Raw genomic sequence first — 18,062 nt, 5'->3', positions numbered from 1 at the left:
CGATGATGGCGTGATCGTAAATTTGAGCCGCAGAGATGGAGTACGAAAATATTGCAAAGGACAGGTGCCTGCCGGTAACCTGTTTTTTTTTGCATGGCTGAGGGAAGAATCGATTTCCAAAAAATTCACTTGCATAAAGAACAAGTGTTCGGTGTATAATGTGAAACGAGAATATATGTTCGCATGATGGTGGTGGATGTATGAGTGTTAATCCAAGTATTGAAACCGAAGAAGATATTCAAATCATCAAGGACTACACCTTGCTGCCCATTTTGCTGGATATGTTAGCCAGAGATATGGATACGTTAAAAATGTATCAGGACAAAATTGTTTTCCGTCATGTCATTTTTTATCTTAGGGAAGTTGAAGATTCCATTTATTCAAAATTGCAGAGCATTAAAAGTAAGATGATCCAACAAAATATTAAAGTTTTGAGTACAGAAATGAATGCGCAGGGTATTCAGGTAGAATACAAAGTCCGCGGCTACGTTCATCATTTCAACATGCTGAGGAGTTTGATAAAGGCTGAGCTCATGACCATGCTTATGAACTTACGGAGGCAGATAAGATGAGCGAGAACAGCGAAAGGACTATTTTTCTAGCGGATTGCCAGAGCTTTTACGCCAGCGTAGAGAAGGCGGATCATCCTGAATGTAAAAATAAACCCGTTGCTGTTGCCGGTGATCCGGCACGCCGCTCAGGTATTATTCTGGCTGCCTGTCCCATCGCGAAAAGCTTCGGGGTGACTACGGCGGAACGGTTGGGCGAAGCCCTTATCAAGTGTCCGGAGCTCGTTGTCATGCGTCCCCGGATGCAGCATTACATTGATGTCTCACTGATGATTACGAAGATTTATGAGGAGTTTACGGATCTTGTTGAGATATTCAGTATTGATGAGCAGTTTTTGGATGTTTCTGCAAGCTTGCCTATCTTTGGAGATCCTGAAACGATCGCTAAATCTATTCAGCAAAAGGTTCTTAGTCAAACCGGAGTATGGGTTAGAGTAGGCATCAGTTCTAATAAAATACTTGCTAAAATCGCGACGGATATATGGGCAAAGAAGAATGAAAGTGGCATCTTTACCTTGTCAAAAACAGAAGTCGAGACTTTGCTATGGCCACAACCCGTAAATAAGATGTTCGGTGTCGGTTCACGTATGACGGCACATTTTGCTCGTCTTGGAATGCACACCATCGGCGATATTGCCAGAACGCCGCTGCCGCGTCTTAAAGATAAATTTCGTGCTCGCTTTGGCAAGCAATCGGATATTCATGCAGAGGTGATGTGGCGGACGGCGAACGGTCTGGATGATAGCCCGGTTACACCCGGAACATTCAACACGCCGCCAAAATCAGTCGGCCATATGATGACTTTACCTAGAGACTATGTGGAGACGTGGGAAGTGAACACCATTTTACTGGAGCTCACAGAGGAGGTATGCCGCGACTGCCGTCGTAAAGGATATATGGGCTCTGTAGTCACGGTCAGCTGCATGTGCAGTCCCTACGAAGCACCGACCGGATTCTCGCGCCAAATGAAGATGCAGGACCCTACTAACCACACCAATACCGTATTTGAAACCGTAAAAATGCTTTTTTATAAATTCTGGAATAAAATGCCCGTGCGTCGTGTCGGTGTGACATTAAGCCAGTTAATGGACGATCAGGATTACCAGCTTACCCTCTTTGAGGATCAGGTAAAGTCCAGAGCCTTGGAGAAAGCTACGGATAGTATAAAAAATCGATATGGCAGCGCCGCAATCGTAAGAGCTTCATCGCTTACCGCTGCCGGGCAAGCAGCGGATAGGTCGATGAAAATCGGAGGGCATTATAAATGAGCAAAAAGCTTGAAAAGAACGGGCTGTGGGAATCCAGCCGGATGATGCTTCCGCAACATAAAGAGGCATTTCAGAACAGACTCAACGATAAATCAGTTCAACATAGTCGTCCGACAACGGAAGAAATCAACATGATGAGAGATTATGTGTTATTGCCCATCATGCATTCGATTATTATAAGAAAGGCTCGGGAAGTGGAACGCTCCTCCGAAACCTTGAGATTGCTCTATTCTAAAGCGGCTCAGGTTCTGGCGAAAAACATTCATGTAGACTTGTCGAAAGTAAAAAAATACTTGTTGGAAAAAAACATCCGTGTGTTTGAAGAGGAAAAAGATGATCGGATGATTCGCTACCGATATATCTGCCGTGAGCATGAAGATAGTTTTACAATCACCAGAGACTACATGCGTGCTGAAATAAGTGTGAGGATTGGACGATACGCCGACAGTCTTGTAACAAACATGTATAGCGCGGGAAGACCGGATGAGCAACAAATATAAACCATGCAGAAGCCCGACGGAAACATTTCTTCCTGCGGGCTTCATGTATTGAAATCCAGTTGGAGCCGGTTGTTATCATTTTGATAAAATGAAAGCAGCGTATTGACGATCCTTGGAATGAGGTGCTATAGTAAATCAACAACATTAATCCGAGTAAATATATATGAATTGTTTACAAATAGGATGGTATGGCCAGTCTACCCGGCAAAGAGGAGACTTCCACCTTTTTCATTTTTGAAGAAGGTAGGGGGTCTCTTTTGTTTTTGTTTCATCATTCGAATCATCCGTCAACCAACTCCACTTCACAAAAAGAGAGGGATTCCCCATGTCCAAACGAAAATTCGCAACATTCTGGCAGCCTTGGGTTTTGCCTGTACTGATGCTGGCAGCTTGGCAGGCGTTCGGCGCTGCAGGCGTTTTATCTCAACGCATACTGCCAACGCCTCTGGAAGTCGTGCAAGCGCTTGTCGAGGTGGTCAAGGACGGCACGCTGCTGGAATATGTAGGTGCCAGCACGCAGAGGGCGTTCTTAGGCTTTCTGATCGGAGGAAGCGTTGCTTTCTTCATTGGATTATTAAACGGCATTTTCCCTGTAGCCGAACGGTTTATTGATACTTCGGTCCAGATGCTGCGCACGATTCCTCATCTGGCGCTTATTCCCTTGGTTATTATGTGGTTCGGTATTGGCGAAACGTCCAAATTGTTTCTGGTAGCTCTCGGGGTGGCATTTCCGATTTATCTGAATACATTTCATGGCATACGCTCGGTAGATCCGGGACTCATCGAGATGGGACGGGTTTACGGGTTAAACGGAGTTTCCTTATTCACCCAAGTGATATTGCCCGGTGCGCTATCCAATATTTTGCTCGGTGTCCGGTTCTCGCTAGGCATCATGTGGATCACGCTGATTGTCGCGGAGACGATTGTTGCCGATTCCGGGATCGGCTATATGGCTTCCCACGCCAGGGAGTATATGCGAATGGACGTCGTCGTGCTGTGCGTGATCTTGTACGCGCTGCTCGGCAAGTTATCCGATCTTGCGGCGAAATTCCTCGAGCGGCGGTGGCTTCAATGGCATCATAACTACGTGAAAAAAGCGTGAAGGGGAGGTCATGGACATGACGGTCAAAGAAGGCGGCGTTAAGCTGCATACTCGTAATTTGGGCATAACATTTGGTACAACAGAGGTGCTTACAGATATTAACTTTCAGGCGGAACCCGGTGAATTCGTCGCGATCGTTGGCAGGAGCGGATGCGGCAAAAGCACGCTGCTTCGCTTGGTAGCCGGCTTGGAGAAGCCGTCGGACGGTCTGATTATGATCGAAGGCAACGCAACGAAGGGCATCCATCCCGATATCCGGGTACTGTTTCAGGATTCCCGGCTTCTTCCCTGGAGGAAGGCGGTCGATAACGTCCGCATCGGCGTGAAGTCCGGCGACAAGAAGCTGGCGCATGAAGCGCTGAAGCAAGTGGGCTTGGAGGAAAGAGCCGGTGCATGGCCAGCGGTCCTGTCAGGCGGTCAGCGGCAGCGCGTAGCGTTGGCACGTGCTTTGGCCGGAAGCCCGAGATTGCTCCTGCTCGATGAGCCGCTAGGCGCCCTGGATGCGTTGACGCGAATCGAAATGCAGCAGTTGATTGAACGGTTGTGGAGCGAGCAAAGATTTACCGTTTTGCTCGTCACGCATGATGTGAGCGAAGCGGTAGCATTGGCGGACCGCGTAGTGCTCATTGAGAGCGGGAAGATCGCGATGGATGTGAAAATTACACTCCCGCGTCCGAGAGAACGCGACAGTGGATTTGCCTATTTTGAGAAGGTGATTTTGGATCGCTTGCTCTTGAAGGAGCCAGGCGCAATAGAAGCCCAACGGGAGCTTTCGTTTTCGATTTGATAAATCCATACTCTATAAAGGCGGGGAAAACAATGAGTCGATATGATGTGAATCTGAACGCAGATGTGTTGGTAATCGGCGGAGGTCCATCGGGGACCTGGGCGGCGGTAACAGCAGCTAGAGAAGGTGCGAAGGTTGTATTAGTCGATAAAGGCTATTGCGGAACGAGCGGCGCTACGGCTCCATCCGGCACAGGTGTTTGGTATGTGAATCCGAATCCTGAGGAGCGGGAAAGCGCAATGAAAAGCCGTGAAGCGCTGGGGGGCTATTTGGCCGATCGCGGCTGGATGCAGCGGGTGCTTGACCGTACCTTTGCCAATACGAACCAGATTGCGGATTGGGGCTACCCATTTCCTGTCGACGAAGCGGGGCTGTCTCAGCGCCAAAGTCTGCAAGGGCCGGAATATATGAAGCTGATGCGCAGACAGGTGCAGAAGGCGGGAGTGAAGATCCTCGATCACAGTCCGGCTTTGGAGCTCCTCGCGGATGAGCATGGTGTGGCCGGAGCGACGGGAACGAACATTCAAACGAAGGAAACGTGGCGGGTCGATGCTTCAGCCGTCGTGATCGCGACCGGCGGCTGCGCATTTTTAAGCAAAGCCTTAGGGACGAATGTATTAACCGGGGACGGCTATTTGTTGGCCGCTGAAGCGGGGGCCGATTTCTCGGGCATGGAATTCTCTACCGCGTACTCTCTGTGTCCTGCATTCTCTCCGGTGACGAAGTCGGCCTTCTACACCTGGGCTACCTTCTATTACGAAGACGGCCGGGTGATCGAAGGCGCAGGGTCGCAGCGAGGCCGCTCGGTGATCGCGCGGACGCTGCTCACCCAGCCCGTGTACGCCCGATTGGATAAGGCCGACGATGAGCTGAAAGAGGCGATGCGCAAGGCACAGCCGAACTTTTTCCTTTCTTTCGACCGACTCGGAATCGATCCGTTCACGCAAAAATTTCCGGTTACGCTTCGCTTTGAAGGAACGGTTCGCGGAACGGGCGGCATCCATATTATCGATGAAAGCTGCGCGACCAAGGTACCTGGATTGTATGCTGCCGGGGATGCGGCGACACGTGAGCTCATCTGCGGCGGGTTTACCGGCGGAGGCAGCCATAATGCGGCTTGGGCGATGTCCTCAGGCTATTGGTCCGGTGAGGGAGCGGCACGTTATGCATTGAAATTGGGAGCGTATGCCGCCAGCCGCAGTGCGCAAGGGCTCTCGGAACGAACCGGCATCCCGACACAACCGGCGGAGCGCAAGGGAGGAACGGATACGAGTGAGATCGTGAAGGCCGTACAGGACGAGGTGTTCCCTTACGACCGGAACTGGTTCCGCACAGGAGCAGGGCTTGAAGGAGGGCTTCAGCGGCTCGAGCGCGTCTGGAATGAAGTGAAAAGCGGACTTCAGGCCGGGGACGGCAATACCGTTCGGGTCCGGGAGGCGGCGGCAATGACTGCGACGGCCCGTTGGATGTTTACAAGCGCATCAGCGCGTCAGGAGACGAGAGGGATGCACCGTCGCGAAGATTTTCCCGGGTCCGATACCAAGCAGCATTATCGCCTGCTAAGCGGCGGTTTGGATCAGCTCTGGGTTCGACCGTTATCCGATCAGGATGCCGGTGCCGCCCACTCCGGTATCCATTCCACATTCACCAAGAAGGAGGCTGTCATCTAATGATTGAAATCTTAAGCCAAGACCGCTGCGTCAACTGCAACCAGTGCGTGTCCGTCTGCCCGACGAATGTATTCGATCCGGCAACCGAAGACGGCGGCGTTCCTGCTATCGCCAGAAAATCCGACTGCCAAAGCTGCTTTATGTGCGAATTGTACTGCCCTACGGATGCTTTGTTCGTATCGCCATTTGCCGAGCAGGAAGCGGAGTTCAACGAGTCCGCACTGATCGAAAGCGGACAGCTGGGCAGCTACCGTACCAACTTGGGCTGGACCCGGGGCGCCAAATCAACGGCGGCGGATGACGGTTCTTATCTTATATTTCGACGCATGCACAGGCACTAAACCAGGCACAACCTTATTAAACTAGACAGACAGGGGGCATTACTATGAATTCATCCCGCAAGCATTGGACTTTAACTGCATTACTCCTTACATCTGTATTTGCCTGGGCTCTCTCCGGATGCGGGACTTCAGGCTCCAAGCAACCGGCAGCAGGCGATGCAGCCGCCCCGGCGCAGGGAGCAGGCCAGACATCCGAAGCGAAGACGACGCTTGAACCGAAGCTTCGTATCGGGTATATTTCCCCTAACAACAAAGGTACCATCACGGGGGTAGAAGGCTGGGCGCAGAAAAAAGGCTACCTGGAATCCGAACTCAAAAAATACGGCGTCACCGATGTTTCGGTGAAATCTTTTCCTAACGGACCGAACTTGAATGAAGCTCTCGCCTCGGGTGCTCTGGATGTCGGAATTTACGGCGATACGCCGGCAATTAATGCCAGAGCGGTCGGCTTGAAGACGAAACTGATTAACATTACCCAGTCCGGTATGAATGCCTGGCTTGTGGCTAAAGCGGATGGACCTCAAAAGGTGGAGGATTTGAAAGGCAAAAAAATCGCTACAGCCGATGGCTCCTACATGAGCCGTTACCTGAAAGGATTGCTGCAGGAAAAAGGCTTGGATAAAGACATAAAGGTCGTTCACCTGCTCCCTGCTGACGGCGAAGCGGCTTTGGCGCGAGGGGATATTGAAGCTTATGCTTACCCGACAGGGTTCGGCCCTTTGATTATCAGCAAAGGCTATAAAGCGATAGATGAAGCAAAGAGTCATCCGGATCTTCGGGGCTCGAGCGTGACGGTGGCGAGTGAAGACTACCTTTCCAGGAACCCTGGCTTCGTGCAAGTATGGAACGGAGTGCGGCAAAAGGCAGCAAAAGAAATTCAGTCCAATGCCGATGAATTCTATAAGCTGTATGCCGAGTCCTCCGAATTCCCGCTGGATGTAGTTAAAGCATCCTTCGATATTAGCCAGTGGCAAGTCGAGGATTTTTCAGCGGACAGTCTGAAACTTCTGGAAGGAACCAAAAAATATTTGTTCGATAACGGCATCATCAAGAAAGACTTTAATCTTAACGATTGGATCTATAAGCCTTAGGCTTAGGCAGCAAAAAGGAACGATTCTTCCGGTCAACTGGAGACATGTTCACCTGATGAGGGGGCATGTCTCTTTATTTTTCTCACGAAGAAAGGAAGGGATTTGACGATGAACATTGAATGGAAGTGGGATGCAGCCATTCCGGTTGCCATAGAATCTTTAATCAGGCTTGCGGACATAGCGAACGGTTATAAAAGCAGCATCTTGTTTGGTAAAAAGCAGATGTATATTAACGGGAAGGTGTCTTCCCAGGTCGTCTCCTTATTCTTAACGATGAAATGCGACCAAACCTTGAGCGTGAACGTAGAAGGCGAGGATGCCACTGAAGCTTTCAGATCCATTCATGCCTATATTCACGAACTGATGCGGGAGCCTGACGCCGTACCTGCGCAAGCAGCGCAGATTAAAGCGGTACATCATCACCCCTTTACTCAAGCGATGTAACACTCATCGTAACGGAATTCATATTCAGGAAGCGGCGCATTTTTTCACGAATGCATCTGTCAAGGAAGTCAATGCTGAAACAGACCGCATGCATCCATTATTTGAGCATACTTCCTTTCAAAGTCCATAATATTTAATCATGGAGTGAAATGGAGGTGCAGCTATGTCCAATGGATTCGTTATGCGTTCTTTAGACGAAGTTCGGTTTTGGTCACGTATAATGAAGGAACATTCACTTTTTTTGAAATTAGGGTTTCGTTGCGATGACACCCAGTTAATAAATGAGGCGAATCACTTTTACGCGGTGTTTGAGGAAATTGAAAGAAGGTCAAACACATTTACACCTGAAACAGACCCTGAAGTAATCAAAAGATTCAATGTAGAAGTGCACAATGCGGCTTCCCATATATGGGCTTTTAAAAGAAAAGTGTTAGGATTAATTTTAAGTTGCCAACTTCCAGGAGCCAATAACTTTCCATTGTTGGTCGACCACACGAGTAGAGAAGCATTTTACTTTAGAAACAGATTGGAAGAACTTAATACTGGAAGATTAGATCCTTTACCCGATGCAATCATTAATGAAAATGTATTTTTCTTAAGGATAATGGCTGACCATGCAAAATTTATTGGACATTTACTGGACCCCTCTGAACGGCAGTTAGTTGAACAATCACGTAACTTTAGTCAAGATTTCGACCAATTGCTCTTTCAAGCAAGAGATTTAGAATCCATGCGACCTCAATCCCAGACAGTTCCTTTACTAGACCAATTCCTTGACCAGAATCGAATTTCCGTAAAATCTCTTCGCGATTTTAAAAAGACGGCTAAAGAATTAATCGAGTCTTGTCGTATAAAGAGTATTATTCATCCCCTGCTGGCAGACCATGTATTTCGGGAAGCGGAGCGATTCCTTTTCATTATAGATATGTTAGAAAGTAGTTTGACAAAAACTCCTGCGAGATAAAACATAAGAGTGTATTATAAATAACCCTGAGAACAACTCAGGTATGACTCCCGTTAGAGCTCAAAAAAGGAAAACATCTCCCGCGCCTTCGCTTGGGCTACGTCCTCCAATTTTATTTGCGATTATAAATTAAAGCACATACGCGTGTAGCATGTAGTTCTTCAGACAAACCACTAAATTATTCTAAGCGCTAAGAAAATACTTTATTTCGTATTATTAGGTCAGCCAAATTGAAGTGCACCCCGTCAAGTAGACAGTGGAATAAAATAAAGTGATTAAGCTGCCTTAGCTCGAGCTTCCATCGGGCTAAGGCAGCTTAATTTCTTCTGCAACCGCTCGTAGTTATAAAAGTGAATGTAATCCTCGATATCCTTCTTTAATGCTTCAAAGGTCTGGTATTTGTGGAGGTAGTATTTCTCGCTCTTGAGGGTGCCCCAGAATGCCTCCATGGGGCCATTATCGATGCACTTTCCTACCCTCGACATACTCTGCGTCATCCCGTGTGCTTCCAAGCGTCTTTTAAAACCCCATGAGGTATATTGAAAACCTCGGTCACTATGCAGCATTGGCGATGTGCCGGGTGCGGCTTTCAAAGCCAAGTCCAGCGTTGTGAAAACGAGGCTATTGTTGTTGGAATGGCCTAGGACGTACGCCACAATCGATTTATCGTGAAGATCTAAGATGGCGCTGAGGTAAGCTTTCTGGCCCTGGCCGTACTTCATTTCGGTTACGTCGGTTACCCACTTCTCATTCGACTTCTCAGCAGTGAATTCTCGGTTCAACAAATTCTCTACGATCTGTTCAGGCGTGGATTTCACGTATTTCTTTTTCTTCCTGCGAATAACCGACCGAATGCCTGCCAATTTCATCAGGCGATAAATCCGCTTGTGATTAATCGCGCGATCCAGTTGTCTTCTCAAATGAAGGGTTAATTGGCGGTAGCCAAAGATGCCCTCCACCTTCTCATAATGCAAGATCATGGCATTTGCTAGCTTTTCGTTTTCTTGCTCCTGAAAGCTGGGTTCCCGATTTAACCACTTATAGTAGCTCGAACGGGGAATACCTGCCATTCTGCATAAAAGTTGAATGCTAAAGCCTTTGTTTTGCTGTACGGTTTGAATAGACAGGTAGACGTTCTCCTGACGTATTCGGCTTAATAACGCCTCCTTTCGAGCTCCTCTAACTTTTTTAACAGGGCATTCTCCGCGCGCAGCCATTCGTTCTCGGCTTCTAACTTCTTTAAGGCGAGTCTTTGTCGTTCTACTTCACTTAACTCTTCGGCTGGTTTATTTCTCCCACGTCGATCCTGTAGGGCATCTTCTGCCCCTGCATCATATTTCTTCACCCATTGATAGACCTGTTGATAAGAAACTTGATACTTTTCGGCTGCTTTAGGATAATCGCGATTTTGAGAGAGACAGTACAATACGATATCGATCCGTTCTTCCCAGGTTGTCGTTCGTCCCTTTGTCATAGCGGCTACGCCTCCGTTCTTGTACGGTCTTAGACCGCTATGACTATTATACTTCTTAATCCAGATCCTGAGCTGTGTACGACTTGCAATGCGGTACGTTCTAATGATTTCGTTCTGCGAGTACTTCCCTGAAAGATAATCTTGAACCGCTTGAAGTTTAGTTTCCGCCGTGTAGCTCTTATTGCCTGAACGAAATTCCAACCCTTCGGCCCCGTACACTTCATAACGCCGCCGCCATTCCTTTAAAGTACTGACGTTAATGCTATATTTATAGGCTATCCCGCTTAGTGACCCTTGCCCCGTTTCAAGTTCCTTCAATATGGCTAACTTCTCTTTTCCGCAGTACTCGTTAATTTTGGACATGAAAAAACTCCCCTTGGTAGATAGGTTTTATTATTTCACCTGTCTACCTAATGGGGAGCATATCAAATTTGGTTGGCCTTTTTTCTTAGGTGTCATATGATGGCGGTAAGCCGGGAGAACGCAAACTTAATTTTTCCCGCCGCGGCTATGAGAGTCGGCGGCAGGATTGAGAAATAGGTGAGGAGGCTGGTTGCGATCCTGCAGGAGACCAAAAATAAATAGCCCGAAAAGGCCCGAAGGATGCTTTCTCCTTCGGGCTGACTTTATTCGGCGCTCATGGAAAAATGATTACTATCGAGCGCTTCAACTGTTTACAATGAGAAGGACCGACATGCCGACAATAATGAGGCCAAGGACGGAGGCGACCCAGATGATCAGCTTTTTGTTCGGCTCTTCTTTCGCTTTGCGCTTTGCGTACGGAGTAATTTTCTTTTTGGACATCGACATCAGCCCTGCCTTCCGATAGGTTTAAGCATATTCTACCATATTGTAACCGCTGGAGCGTCAGGGTTTTGTTGGGTTGTCCTCTTTATTTTTCCGCCGTAAAACGATAAACTGTCATCTAGAGAGAGTTATCGTCAGCAAGAGACGGACGGGAAGAGGGCGAGAAGCATGTTGTACAAATCGATAGCCAAACCGGTGCTGTTCCGAATGGACCCGGAGAAGGCGCACCATCTCACGATCGACGGGCTGCATACGTTCGGTAAAATACCGGGAGGTCGGCGGCTGCTGCAGGCTGTATGGGGCGTCGGCGTTTACCCGGAGCTGGAGACGGAGCTTTGGAACATCAAGTTTACGAACCCGGTGGGCCTTGCCGCAGGCTTGGACAAGAACGGCAAGGCGGTTCCGGGCTTTTCCAGCATCGGCTTCGGCTTCATGGAGGTCGGGACAGTGACCCCGAAGCCCCAGGAGGGCAATCCGCTGCCGCGGCTGTTCCGGCTGCCCGAGGACGGGGCGCTGATCAACCGGATGGGCTTCAACAACGTCGGCATCGAGGGCATGAAGCGCAATTTGCGGAATCAAGGAAAGCGGACGATTCCGCTGGCGATTAATATAGGCAAGAACAAAGCGACGCCGAACGAACAAGCCCACGAGGATTACCGCGCATGCATTCAGGCCCTGTATGGCTACGGCGATTTTTTCGTGGTGAATATCAGCTCGCCGAACACGCCGGATCTGCGCAATCTGCAGCACGGCGACGACTTGTCGCGTCTGCTCGCCGCCGTCAAGGACGAGATGGACGCCATGCATGCGAAGTTCGGCGGCCGGGAGAAGCCGGTGCTCGTCAAGATTGCGCCGGACTTGACGCCGGAGGAAGTCGAGTATACGGCGGCGACGATTTTGCGCAGCAACGTGTCGGGCATCATCGTGTCCAACACGACGATCTCGCGCGACGGCCTGGCGAATGCGAACCGCGGCGAAACCGGCGGACTGAGCGGCAGGCCGTTAACGGGCAAGTCGACGGAGCTGATCGGGACCGTGTACCGCTTAACCGAAGGCAAGCTGCCGATTATCGGGTCGGGGGGCATATTTACAGCGGAAGACGCCTATGCGAAAATTCGCGCGGGAGCCAGCCTGGTCGAAGTGTATACGGCGCTCATTTATGAAGGGCCTGCATTGGTGAAACGAATCAACCGCGGCTTGCGGCAGCTGCTGCGGCAGGACGGCTTCAAGCATATATCGGAGGCGGTCGGCTCGGCGCATACGGGAAGATAGGGAGGATTACGGATGGATGGTCGCGATTGGAAAAAATTCCTTCTGCCATACGAGCAGACGGTCGAAGAATTGAAGGTCAAATTCAAGACGCTGCGAAGCGAATTGAAAAGCCGCGAAGAGTATTCCCCGATTGAATTTGTGACCGGCCGCGTGAAGCGGGTTTCCAGCATATTGGAAAAAGCGAAGCGGCTTAACGTGCCGATGGAACAAATCGAGACCGGCATCGAGGATATTGCCGGGATCCGCATCATGTGTCAATTCGTCGAAGATATCGGGCAATTGGCGGAGCTGATCCGCGCCCGTCAGGATATGACGTTAGTGTATGAAAAAGACTATATCACGAACAAAAAGCCAAGCGGCTACCGCAGCTATCACATGATTGTGGAGTATCCGGTGCAGACGTCGCTCGGCATGAAGCGGGTGCTGGCGGAAATTCAGCTGCGTACGCTGGCGATGAACTTCTGGGCGACGATTGAGCATTCGCTCAACTACAAATACCGCGAAAGCTTGCCGGAGGAAGTCGTCAGCCGGCTCAGCAAAGCGGCGGAAGCGGCGTACAAGCTCGATCAGGAAATGAGCAGCATCCGCGACGAGATCATGGAGTCGCAGCAGCTGTTCGAGGACAACTCCAATATCGTCAACCGGGTGCTGAACAACATTCAGGTGTTGTATTTTTACCATCGGGTGCGGGAGGCCGCTCAATTCCAGCTGCGTTTCAATGAACTGTGGGATACGAACGACACGTGGTTATTGAAAGAATTGTCCGATCAAATCGAAGAGGCGATCAGCCGGGCGAAAAAGAGCTCGTTGTCTTAGCATCGGCTCGAAACCGGGGAGGGTTCATCTTGACCGCGAAGTACGATCGGTTGTATGTGCTGTTCGTGTACTATTTCAACATCGCAAGGGATTACTTCGAATGCCATGAGGTGATGGAGGAGCTCTGGCTCGAGGAAGGACGCGACACGTTGTATCAGGGCCTGCTGCAGGTAGCGGTAGGCCTTTATCATTACCGGAACGGCAATAACGGGGGCGCGGTGAAGCTGTTCGCCGCGGCGTTGGAGAAGCTTGAGCAGCAGCCGGAAGAGGTGCTTGGCATCGATCTGGAGGCGCTGCGGCAGGACAGCCGGGCCTACCTGGGCAAGCTTCATCGGATCGCGGAGGAGCCATTCGCCTTCTATGACCTGGACATCCGCGTTCTCGATCCGGAGCTGAATGCGCTCGTAGAGGAATACCGCCTGCATCCGCCGCAAGAACACGAGGAAGACTAATCAGCGCGCGTATAGAGCGAAGCTCGAAGGAGGACGAGACGGTTGATTCATGTGGAGCACCTGTCCAAGCATTATCGCGTGCACGAGAGGGAGCCCGGACTACTGGCGTCTTTGCGCAGTTTAGTGAGCCGCAGCTACCGGGTGGTGAAAGCGGTCGACGACATCAGCTTCCATATTCCCGCGGGCCAAATTGTGGGCTTTCTCGGTCCGAACGGCGCCGGGAAAACGACGACGATGAAGGTGCTGACCGGGCTGCTGCATCCGACGGCCGGACGCGTCGAGGTGGCGGGGTTCAAGCCGCAGGAGCACCGGAACGCGTTCAAACGCCGAATCAGCCTGGTGATGGGGCAAAAAAGCCAGCTGATTTGGGACGTGCCGGCATCGGACAGCTTCCTGGTCAATAAAGCGATCTACGAGATCGATGACGAGACGTACCGGAAAAGCCTCGGCGAGCTGGCCGAGCTGCTGGAGCTCGAGCGCGTCCTGCATAAACCGGTGCGGCAGCTGTCGCTCGGCGAACGGATGAAGTGCGAGCTCGCGGCGTCGCTGCTGCACCGGCCGGACATTTTATTTTTGGACGAACCGACGATTGGCCTCGATGTACAAATGCAGGAGGTTGTGCGCCGGTTTATTTTGGAATACAACCGGAGCGTCGGCGCGACGGTACTGCTTACGAGCCACTATATGGGCGATGTGACGGCGCTGTGCGAGCGCGTCATGGTCATCGGAGGCGGGCGGCTCTTGTACGACGGCGGCATCGCCGAGCTGGTCGACCGGCATTCGCCCCGCAAGCGAATCAAGCTGCAGCTGGCCGAAGGCGGCTCGGCGGAAGCGATTCGGGCAAGGCTGGCCCGGGAGCCGGCGGTGACGAACGTGATGCTGGACGACTATCCGGTCGCCCTGTTCGAGGTGCCGCGCGAGCAAGTATCCGCCGTGTCCGCGAAGCTGCTGGCCGATTTTCCGGTACTCGATCTGACGATCGAGGATCCGTCGATGGAGACGGTGATCGGGCAAGCGTTCGCGCAGACGGATGGGGCAGGCGGTTCGGCAGGCGCGTTACGCAAGGAAAACCGGCAGGAGGAACGCGAGACGTCGGAGGTGGGGCGCGAATGAGCGGCCGGGAGAAGGGTCTCGGGCAAGGGGCGGACGCCCGCACAGCCGGGGAAGCCTGGCTGCGGTTCCGGCAGAAGTATGCGGCGCTGCTGAGCGTTGAATGGGCCGTCATGCTGGCGTATCGCAGCGAAAGCCTGATCTGGATGATCGGGTCGTTCGTCCAGCCGATCGTCAGCCTCTCGGTATGGCTGTCGATTGCCGGCGGCGGCACCGTCCGCGGTTATGGCGCGAACGATTATATCGTGTACTTTATCGGCGTGCTCGTTGTCGAGAGGCTGTCGCGGTCGTGGGACGTGTGGGAGCTGGACAGCGAAATCCGGCAGGGCACGTTCTCGGCCAAGCTGCTTCGCCCGTTTCATCCGATGCATTGGAGCATTGCGCAAAACATCGTCTACAAGCTGTTTTTCGCGGCGCTGCTTGTTCCGTCCTGGCTCGTGCTTGCGTGGATATGGCCGGTGCTGCGGCCTGCGGCGGACGGGGGGATGATCGGGCTCGCCGTACTGGCGCTGCTCGGGTCCAACGTGCTGCGTTATTTGATCGGCTACGAATTCGGTTTGCTGGCGTTCTGGACGAACAAGGCTACGTCGATCTTTGCGCTGTATGAAGGCTTGCATTTGTTCTTGGCGGGACGCATCGCGCCCTTGTCCATGTTTCCGGAGGGGCTGGTTTGGGTCGCCTCCTGGTTTCCGTTCTATTCGACGGTCGGATTTCCCGTCGATTTGCTGACGGGCAAGCTGGCGGGACGCCCGGATTTAATCGGGCAGGGCTTCGTCCAGCAGCTGGTCTGGATCGCGGTGCTGATCGTGATTTTCCGCATCCAGTGGAAGCGGGGACTGGCCAAATACTCCGCGGCGGGAGGTTAGGAGAGATGCGCAAATACGGGCGTACGCTGCAATCGTTTTTCCGGGCGTGTCTGGTCGAAGAATTCGAGTATAGGGCCAATTTCGCCGCCAACGTGCTGCATACGCTGTTCGGTCTGGCGATGGCGGTGCTGACGGTGCAGCTCTATTTTTACCGGACGCAGCAGATCGGCGGCTGGTCGTTCGACGAGGTGCTGGCGCTGCTCGGCGTATTCACCGCCGTACACGGCTTTATCGATTTCTTCCTGCAGCCGAACATGAGCCGGCTCGTGGACCATATTCGCAAAGGCACGCTGGATTACGTCTTGACGAAGCCGATCGACAGCCAATTTTACGTAAGCTTTCGGCATCTTGTATTTTGGCGTCTGGCCGACGTCTTGCTCGGTTTCGGGATGGTGGCCTTCGCGCTCCTGCGCATCGGCTATACCCCCGGCTGGCGGGAGCTGCTGATGTTCGCGGCGGTATTCGTTGCGGCGCTGGCGGTCGTGTATTCGCTGTGGATTGCGATGATGACGGTATCGTTCTGGGCGGTGAAGGTCGACAATTTATCGTTCCTGTTCACGACGTCGTTCGAGACGGCGCGTTTTCCCGTTTCGGTGTACCCGGGCGCGCTGCGGTTCATCCTAACCTACGTGTTCCCGGTGGCGTTCATTACGACGTTCCCCGCCGCCGCCATCGTCGGACGCATCGGCTGGACGGAGGTGATCGCCAGCGGGCTGGTCGCGCTGATCGCCCTGGCGCTTTCGCGAATGTTTTGGCGGTATGCGGTCGCGCATTATACGAGCGCGAGCAGCTAGACCTGCTCATACGAAAGGCTGCACCCGACGTTTGACGTCGGTGCAGCCTTATTCGGGTGCGCCCGGCAGAGCGTTAGTATGAATAATTCGTCTACCCGGGCTTCATCGTGCTCCCGGCCGGTTTAAGATTTGTGCTTGCTGATGAACGATTGCAGCGCTTCCTTCGTTTGCTCGCCGACGAGCCGCTCGACTTCTTTGCCTTCTTTATAATAAATCAAGGTCGGTGTGAACTCGATGCCGTATCGCTTCCAGCCGTCTTTGAACTCCTCGAGGTTGAATTGTTTGATGTCGGCGCCCAGCTCTTTGGCCACGGGCATCAGGATCGGCGTCGTCACCTTGCAATGCGGGCAGGTGGAAGCGAAGTAATAAATATAGAAGCTTTCTTTATTCGCAATTTTTTTATCCAGGTCCTCCGGCAGAATGATATTTTGATAGTTTGGATCGTCAAGCAGCTTCACCGTTTCCGGATGCAGCTTGTCCGGCGCGATCTTGTACACGTTGTCGGCGTGTTTGCCGAATTTGGCTTTATTGGACTGCTGGTTCAACACGAATAACGCGCCGAACAAAACGACGATGATGGATAAATAAATGGCAAGCTTTTTCATGGTTCCCCCTCTTTCTTGTCGATGTGTTCAAATAGCTACCTCTTTCTATCATACCTGAAATGGGGTGTAATTTCGAATTTCTTGACCAGACCCCTGCCCCCAATCGGAACCATCCCGGGTTGCGGGGACTATCGGATTCGAAGTACAATGGGAATCATCCGGCATCCGGGTCGGGACCAGAGCCGATAGGCGGCTCCCGACGGCCGGTCTGGATGTCCACATTGACGGAAACGGGTTGAACGAAACATGACAGGGCGCGATCTGCCTGCGGTATTTTTGCAGCATATGGAACGGTTGCTGGAAGCGGATTTTCCGGCTTTTTTGGCTTCATACGACGAAGCGCGGTTATACGGCTTACGCGTGAACACCTTGAAGCTGTCCCCCGCGGCGTTCGAGAGGCTGTCGCCGATCGGGCTGCGTCCGATTCCTTGGGCGGAAACGGGGTTTTATTATCAAGGCGCTGCTCCTCGCGGCGGCTCGGAGACGGAAGGATCTGCGGATGAAGTCCGGCCGGGGAAGCACCCGCATTATCACGCAGGGCTGTACTACATTCAGGAGCCGAGCGCGATGGCGCCGGTCGAGCTGCTCGATCCGAAGCCGGGCGACCGGGTGCTCGACTTATGCGCCGCTCCCGGCGGCAAGACGACGCAAATCGCCGCCAAGCTGCAGGGTGAAGGGGTTGTCGTGACCAACGACATCCATCCGGACCGGGTAAAGGCGCTGGTGAAAAATATCGAGTTAAACGGGGTCCGCAATGCAGTCGTGCTGAATGACGATCCGGCGAAGCTGGTTGATGCGTTTGCCGGCTATTTCGATAAAATCTTGGTCGATGCGCCTTGTTCCGGCGAGGGGATGTTCCGTAAGGAAGAGGAGATGGCCAAGGCGTGGGAGCCGGCCTGGACGGCCAAGTACGCCGCCATGCAGCATACGCTCATCGCTCAAGCGGCGCGTATGCTTCGCCCCGGCGGACGGCTTGTGTATTCGACCTGCACGTTCTCGCCGGAGGAGAACGAAGACATCATCGCCGCGTTCCTCGCGGAGCACCCGGCGTTCGAGGTGGAGCCGGTGGAACGGGCGGACGGCCGCGCCGCGTGGTCGGCAGGCCGGCCGGACTGGGTCCGCGGCGCAGG

Annotated in this window: 20 protein-coding genes; 17 read left to right on the top strand and 3 right to left on the bottom strand. The window is 52.3% G+C overall.

The genetic code is table 11. The annotated features are described in order from the left end of the window. Positions 1-200: 200 nt before the first annotated feature. The 10 genes from PVA01S_RS06250 to PVA01S_RS06205 all read left to right on the top strand — a co-directional run bounded on the left by PVA01S_RS06250 (position 201) and on the right by PVA01S_RS06205 (position 8,736). Positions 201-572: a YhjD family protein gene (locus PVA01S_RS06250; RefSeq protein WP_127606089.1), complete on the top strand. Its 372-nt coding sequence runs from the start codon at positions 201-203 to the stop codon at positions 570-572. Beyond that, positions 569-1,837 carry a DNA polymerase IV gene (locus PVA01S_RS06245; RefSeq protein WP_127606086.1) on the top strand — a complete coding sequence of 423 codons (1,269 nt, stop codon included), beginning with the start codon at positions 569-571 and terminating at the stop codon, positions 1,835-1,837. Before PVA01S_RS06250 ends, PVA01S_RS06245 begins: the two co-directional genes overlap by 4 nt. Next, on the top strand, positions 1,834-2,337 hold the full coding sequence (locus tag PVA01S_RS06240) for a YhjD family protein (protein ID WP_127606084.1): 504 nt from the start codon (positions 1,834-1,836) through the stop codon (positions 2,335-2,337). The genes PVA01S_RS06245 and PVA01S_RS06240 overlap by 4 nt, the downstream gene beginning before the upstream one ends. A gap of 325 nt (positions 2,338-2,662) precedes the next feature. Next, positions 2,663-3,439, top strand: coding sequence for an ABC transporter permease subunit (locus PVA01S_RS06235; RefSeq protein WP_127606082.1), 777 nt, complete (start codon positions 2,663-2,665; stop codon positions 3,437-3,439). A 16-nt stretch (positions 3,440-3,455) separates the two neighbouring features. After that, on the top strand, positions 3,456-4,226 hold the full coding sequence (locus PVA01S_RS06230; RefSeq protein WP_054796836.1) for an ATP-binding cassette domain-containing protein: 771 nt from the start codon (positions 3,456-3,458) through the stop codon (positions 4,224-4,226). Between the two features lie 32 nt (positions 4,227-4,258). After that, the gene (locus PVA01S_RS06225) at positions 4,259-5,896 is read left to right on the top strand and encodes an FAD-dependent oxidoreductase (RefSeq protein ID WP_127606080.1); all 1,638 of its coding nucleotides are present in this window, start codon (positions 4,259-4,261) and stop codon (positions 5,894-5,896) included. Continuing rightward, positions 5,896-6,237 carry a 4Fe-4S dicluster domain-containing protein gene (locus tag PVA01S_RS06220; protein WP_054796837.1) on the top strand — a complete coding sequence of 114 codons (342 nt, stop codon included), beginning with the start codon at positions 5,896-5,898 and terminating at the stop codon, positions 6,235-6,237. Before PVA01S_RS06225 ends, PVA01S_RS06220 begins: the two co-directional genes overlap by 1 nt. A gap of 44 nt (positions 6,238-6,281) precedes the next feature. Next, positions 6,282-7,328 (top strand): ABC transporter substrate-binding protein, encoded by a 1,047-nt coding sequence (locus PVA01S_RS06215; RefSeq protein ID WP_127606078.1) that lies wholly within the window; start codon positions 6,282-6,284, stop codon positions 7,326-7,328. A gap of 108 nt (positions 7,329-7,436) precedes the next feature. After that, a complete protein-coding gene (locus tag PVA01S_RS06210; RefSeq protein WP_054799247.1) occupies positions 7,437-7,772 on the top strand; it encodes an HPr family phosphocarrier protein in 336 nt (111 codons plus the stop codon). 163 nt (positions 7,773-7,935) lie between these two features. After that, positions 7,936-8,736, top strand: a complete 801-nt coding sequence (locus tag PVA01S_RS06205; RefSeq protein WP_127606076.1) for a DUF2935 domain-containing protein — start codon at positions 7,936-7,938, stop codon at positions 8,734-8,736. Between the two features lie 275 nt (positions 8,737-9,011). Here PVA01S_RS06205 and PVA01S_RS06200 read toward each other — a convergent pair. Further along, positions 9,012-10,573, bottom strand: a protein-coding gene (locus PVA01S_RS06200) for an IS3 family transposase (protein WP_127606074.1) whose coding sequence is annotated in 2 segments (ribosomal slippage) — positions 9,012-9,931 and positions 9,931-10,573 — 1,563 coding nt in all. Because the reading frame shifts where the segments join, the coding sequence is not laid out codon by codon here. A gap of 303 nt (positions 10,574-10,876) precedes the next feature. After that, a complete protein-coding gene (locus tag PVA01S_RS26495; protein WP_164751750.1) occupies positions 10,877-11,020 on the bottom strand; it encodes a hypothetical protein in 144 nt (47 codons plus the stop codon). Between the two features lie 165 nt (positions 11,021-11,185). On the opposite strand from PVA01S_RS26495, the gene PVA01S_RS06195 reads away from it, so the two are divergent. From PVA01S_RS06195 to PVA01S_RS06170, 6 genes are read left to right on the top strand one after another with little or no spacing between them, the layout of a single operon-like run. After that, a complete protein-coding gene (locus PVA01S_RS06195) occupies positions 11,186-12,289 on the top strand; it encodes a quinone-dependent dihydroorotate dehydrogenase (RefSeq protein WP_127606072.1) in 1,104 nt (367 codons plus the stop codon). A 12-nt stretch (positions 12,290-12,301) separates the two neighbouring features. Further along, on the top strand, positions 12,302-13,105 hold the full coding sequence (gene yjbM / locus PVA01S_RS06190; protein WP_127606070.1) for a GTP diphosphokinase: 804 nt from the start codon (positions 12,302-12,304) through the stop codon (positions 13,103-13,105). Positions 13,106-13,134: 29 nt separating this feature from the next. Continuing rightward, complete coding sequence (locus PVA01S_RS06185) at positions 13,135-13,557, top strand: DUF309 domain-containing protein (RefSeq protein WP_155614736.1); 423 nt, start codon at positions 13,135-13,137, stop codon at positions 13,555-13,557. A gap of 42 nt (positions 13,558-13,599) precedes the next feature. Next, positions 13,600-14,670, top strand: coding sequence for an ABC transporter ATP-binding protein (locus tag PVA01S_RS06180; protein WP_127606068.1), 1,071 nt, complete (start codon positions 13,600-13,602; stop codon positions 14,668-14,670). Further along, positions 14,667-15,533, top strand: a complete 867-nt coding sequence (locus PVA01S_RS06175) for an ABC transporter permease (RefSeq protein ID WP_127606066.1) — start codon at positions 14,667-14,669, stop codon at positions 15,531-15,533. The genes PVA01S_RS06180 and PVA01S_RS06175 overlap by 4 nt, the downstream gene beginning before the upstream one ends. 5 nt (positions 15,534-15,538) lie before the next feature. Continuing rightward, positions 15,539-16,327 (top strand): ABC transporter permease, encoded by a 789-nt coding sequence (locus PVA01S_RS06170; RefSeq protein ID WP_054796844.1) that lies wholly within the window; start codon positions 15,539-15,541, stop codon positions 16,325-16,327. A gap of 122 nt (positions 16,328-16,449) precedes the next feature. Here PVA01S_RS06170 and PVA01S_RS06165 read toward each other — a convergent pair whose 3' ends face one another. Further along, positions 16,450-16,932, bottom strand: a complete 483-nt coding sequence (locus PVA01S_RS06165) for a thioredoxin family protein (protein WP_127606064.1) — start codon at positions 16,930-16,932, stop codon at positions 16,450-16,452. Between the two features lie 246 nt (positions 16,933-17,178). Between PVA01S_RS06165 and PVA01S_RS06160 the strand changes: the two genes are divergently transcribed. Next, a partial coding sequence (locus PVA01S_RS06160) for an RsmB/NOP family class I SAM-dependent RNA methyltransferase (protein ID WP_164751751.1) occupies positions 17,179-18,062 on the top strand: 884 nt, incomplete at its 3' end.

The organism is Paenibacillus validus NBRC 15382, assembly GCF_004000985.1.
Lineage (GTDB): Bacteria > Bacillota > Bacilli > Paenibacillales > NBRC-103111 > Paenibacillus_G > Paenibacillus_G validus.
Note: the sequence above shows the minus strand (reverse complement) of the source record. Positions and strands in the feature narration are given on the sequence as shown.